At 59.8% G+C, this 4,895-nt stretch carries 2 protein-coding genes; both read right to left on the bottom strand.

Features of this window, described 5'->3' with window-relative positions; genetic code table 11:
• Positions 1-508, bottom strand: a 508-nt coding sequence (locus AB4Z11_RS23050; RefSeq protein ID WP_442027923.1) for an NF038129 family PEP-CTERM protein, incomplete at its 3' end; no start/stop codon positions are given.
• Positions 509-519: 11 nt separating this feature from the next.
• On the bottom strand, positions 520-4,895 hold a 4,376-nt coding region (locus AB4Z11_RS23055), incomplete at its 5' end, for a discoidin domain-containing protein (RefSeq protein ID WP_442027924.1).

Here is a 4,895-nt window from a genome sequence, read left to right on the forward strand (position 1 = left end):
GGTCGGAAATATCCAGCGCCGTGCTGCCTTCYGTACCGGCAGTACGCGACGGCGTCCAGCTAACGTCGAGCAGCGCGCCAGTGACCGGATCGTAATTGCCTAACGGCGCAATATTGTCGTCGAAGGCTGAGACCACGAAGTGCGAGACATAGCGGGTCACTGGATCAAACGCACCAGCAAAGGTCAGATCGAAAGACAGCACACCGCCAAACGCCACGGCATGAAACAAATCATTCGACGTATCGTTGCGAAAGGCGTATCCACCAGCGGCCGGCGTCACGCCCCAGGAATCGATGAAGGCCGAGCTGTCGAAGCCCACCATATTACTGACCACCGCGGTCGCCAACGGCACGCCGGCACTGGCGCTCAGTTGCATGTCCAGATAACCGCTGGCGGCGCCGAAGCCGGAAGTATCGATGGCAACGTGAATCATGCCCGCTGAAGCGAAGCCGCTGCCGGCCGCCAGCGCCGCGGCCAACGCCAGGCGGCGCAGGAAAGTGAACATCATGATCTTATTCCTCAGAAGGTGGCTTTGTAGAGCGCCGGTGCATAGCTGACCAGCGCGCGCGAGGGGTTGGTGAACGTCAGCGGCACATTAAGCGCGGCGCCTGCAACGATAGGACCGGACAGGATCACATAAGGTGCACCGCCATCGCTGCCACTGGCGTTATCCAGCGTGATGCCGCTGGCGAGACTGCCCAGCTTCAACCGCAGTGGGCCGCTCAGCGCAGTGCTGCCGTTGTTCGTGATCGTCACCGCACCAACGTATTTTCCGGTGGCGCGATTCAACGTTGCGCCCTGTTGCGTGAGTTGTACGCTGGCGCTCACGTCGGACTGCACCGTGCCGTGGAAACGCACTTCCGACATATTGCCGAACCAGCTGCCGCCATTGAAGATGCGGAGATAGCGGTAAGCGCCCGCAGCGGCCGACAGCGTTTGCCAGTCCATGGTGGACACAGCCGCCGGTGTCAGCGTGGTCCATGTGGCATTGTCGTTGGAGCCCTGGATCACCGTGCCCTTGATGCGGGCGTAGTTGCTGTCCTGGCGCGGCGCCAGTTCCACGCTGGTCAACGCCGCGTAATTGCCGGCCTTGAAGTCGAAGGTGATGTAGCTGGCGACGCCGGAGTTATTGCTGCCGATGCGGAAGTCGGAGATGGTGCCCAGGTTTGCATCGAACAGTGAATTCACGGTGGCCAGCGTGGTCGCAGCCGGGCGATTCGCTGTCGAATCGATCAGCGTTACGATGCTGGTCACGTTCTTCACCACATCCGACTCGTCGACCAGATACAGCGAAGTGCTGTCGGTCGTAGAAGAATTCGGCAGCCCATCCTTGCCATTCGCCTGCTTGTAGTTGATGGAGAACTTCACCGCGCCGGCTGCAACGCCTTGAGGCATCACTGCCTGCGCCGTAAAGTTGACGTTATCCGTCGTACTCACCGACGCGGACTGGCCTTGAATGCTCACGTTGACGTTGTTGATCGCCTCCTTCGCCACAAAGACCAGCTTCACGGTGTTGCCCGCTACGACGCGGTTGCGCAGGCTTTGTACAGAGCTCAGTGAAGCCGTCGCAATCTTGTTGGACGATTCGGTGGCACCGTACAGGCGCAGCTCCGACATATTGCCGAACCACTGGTTGCCATTGAAGATGCGGATGTAGCGGAATGGCTGCGGGGTGGCGACGGCCAGCGTCTGCCAATCCATCGAGGTACCGGCGGCAGTCGAAATGGTCGTCCAGTTGGCATTGTCGTTCGATCCCTGCACCACAACGCCTTTGATGCGGGTGTAATACTGGTCCTGGCGAGCCAACACTTCGGCGCGCGTGATCGTGGCCGTGCCGCCTTCCTTGAAGTCGAAGGTGATCCAGCCGCCGTAGCCGCTACCGCTCACACGGAAATCAGTCACCGTGCCGAGATTACTGTCGAACAGCAGGTTCGCGGTCGCCAGCAAATCGGTCTGGTTGCGGCCGYTGGAATCGCTGAGCGCAGTGATGTCCAGCAGATTGCCGATGTAACCAGTTTGATCGGACAACAGCAGCGAAGTGCCGTCGGTGGTGAACAGGATTGGCTCGGCATCGACGCCGGCGGCAGTCTTGTAGTTCAAGGCGAACTTCACCTTGCCCGGCGCAGTGCTGGCCGTCATGGTCGCCGTGGCTGTCCAGTTCAGATTGTCGCTGCTGCTCACCGTCGCAGGCACGCCCTGGATGGTGACATTGACGTTGTTGATCGGCGCCGTAGCCTTGAAGGCCAGCTTCACGGTATTGCCCGGCACGATGCGGTTCTTCAGCGCCTGGTCGGAACTGATCGACACCGACGACAGCTGGTTCACCGTCTCATAGCGCGCACCGAAGATGCGGAACTCGGACAGCTCGAAGAAGGTGCTGGAAGGCTGAATCATCTGCAGCTTCAGGAAGCGGAAGCGCTGGTTCTTCAGATCATCCTGCACCGGCATGGTCTGCATGTCTTCCGTTACCGCCGTCAGGCCCGGCGTCAGGCGCGTCCAGTTCTCGTTGTCATTGGAACCGTAAGCTGCGACACCGCCGATACGCTCAGGGAAGCTGGCGCGCACCTGCAGTTGGAAGGAATTGGCGGAGAACTTGAAGCTTGGGCCAAAGTCGAAGTAATGCGTGAGGTCCTGAGCCTGGGTGTACACCACGAATGTGTCGGGCGTGCCATCCAGCGCATTCGGAATCGAGGTGCTGAAGGTGGATGACACGAACATGTTCGAATAATTCATGCTGCCATCGTTCATCAACGGCGTCAGTTCCTGCAGGCCGGTGACGGCCGTGTTCAATGCGGCCAGCTTCTGGGTGAACACATCATCCGTAGCGCTGCCGATGACGCCCGTGACATCAGCGTATGCGGCGTTGTAGACGGCCAGGGTCGACCCGATATAGATCTTGCTGGGGACGTAGCGCGCGATTACCGCGTTGATTGCCGACTGACGGTCGGTGCTGACGACCACCTGCACCGTTCTGGTACTCACTGTCGTACCATCCGACGAAGTGACCACGAAGTTGTAAGTGCCCGCCTGCGCCGGCAGCCAGGCGAACGCGCCGGTGTGCGTATCGAAGCTCGCACCGGCTGGCAGGCCATCGATCTGGTAGCTCAGTACATCGCCGGCACCGGCATCGGTGGCGCCAAAGTTATATGTGATCGTGCTGGTCGATCCTGCATAGGTAAAGATGCCCATGTCCGCATCACCCGAGTTGAAGACCGGGGGCGTCAGCGTGCCGCCTTGCACATTGATGTGGTCAATATCGACGGTGGTGCCGGCGCCCTTGAGCGTCATGAAGAGCATATCGCCCAGACCCTGATAGGCGTTGAAGGCATAGTCCACATAGCGCCATTGGCTGTTGGTGTCCGGCAGGGTAATGGTGTCGCCAAATGCATCCATCGTCGCCACGCCGTTGGTGCGGACCTTGAACGCGACATTGCGCGTGCCATTGGAGGAACCGATCAGCGCGATCGTGGTGCCTGCTCCGGTGGCATAAGCGCGTACGAACGATGCCGTTTCGTCGCTCATCGCAGTGGCGGTGCCATCCAGCGAGGTAAAGCGGTCTTCGATTTCGCGGTAAGGCTCTACGATGGGATGCAGCAGATACTGGCCGCCCTCCGCTTCGGCCGCAGCGGGAATGAAGATCCAGAAATCGCCGCCGCCGTCGACGCCATCCCAGTTGTAGCTCACGCGGTCAGCGAACATTTTCGTGAAGTTCGGCGCGCGCTCTTCGATATTGATGCCGCGGATGTATTTGTAGTAGTAGAACAGTTCCCAGGTGTTCTGGGTCAGGCGTCCGCGATAGCCGCTGGCGAGCGCCTTATAGATAATCGTGGGAACGCCATTCGCATCGGTGTGCGCGGCCGTGGGCACCCATGGCGTGTCATAGCCCAGCATGTAGTGCGCCCAATATTCGGCGGCGTCCAGGATGCGGTCGTTCAGAAATTCGTACGGACCTACCGCGCTGGCCGCGGTGGAGGCGGTGCCATCGACCGGATCGACCTTGGTCCCCTGCGACAAGAGCAAGCGCGCCAGGATCTCGGTATTGGTGACATCTCCCGCGCCGTGTGCCTGGTCGCGCCCCATCTCCACGTGCTGCACGACCGGCGTCACCGCTTCGCCGGTCAGGTCGTTCCTGGTCACGAGGCGGAACAGCTGCTTGATCGCACCATTCTGCCCTTGATCCACCGCTGTTTTATTCACGGTGAACCACTCCACACCTTCGTTGTAGCGCGGCCGGTTGCCGGTGAAGATGTAGCCGGACATGGCGCCGATCAGCGGATACAGGTGCTGATTCATGAAGTAGTTGTTATTGTGCTGCAGGACTTCGATCACAGGCGTGATCAGATTGCTGGTGAAGGCCGCCGTGTCCTGATCCGTCCATTCCAGGGCCGCCGTCTGGCAGCTGGTGTAGCGCATGATCTCCGCTGCCGCCACCATGCGGTTCAGCGGAATACCCGAGTGGATGTGCGCGTCGGTGTAGTAGGCATATTGTGCCGGGTCCATCTGCGACCAGATGCGGATCAGACGCATGGCATTGGCGCGATACGTTTCATCTCCACTGACGTAGTAGAGAATGGCCTGGGTATAGGCCTTCAGTGCATCGGCAATGAACTTCGACTCCACGCCCTGGCTGTTGAAGGCAACCGTACCGGGCTTGGTGGGATCGGAACCGCTCTGGTTACTGGAGCTGATGCTCTTTGACGCCGCACCAGACAACAGCATCTGATTGAAATAGGTATTCCAAGGCTCCCTCTGCGCCAGCACCTGCATGCGCATATTTTCAAGAACATCCCTGGTCAGGCCAACGCCAGGATGTCTGAATCCGCTGGCATCCGTGGTTTCGGTGATCGCCGGCTGGTAACTCGTGGCAATCGTCTGAATGGTGTCTGCTGCAATCC

Origin of the sequence: Pseudoduganella sp. RAF53_2 (assembly GCF_052113985.1) — a bacterium.
Taxonomy (GTDB): Bacteria; Pseudomonadota; Gammaproteobacteria; order Burkholderiales; family Burkholderiaceae_D; genus Rugamonas.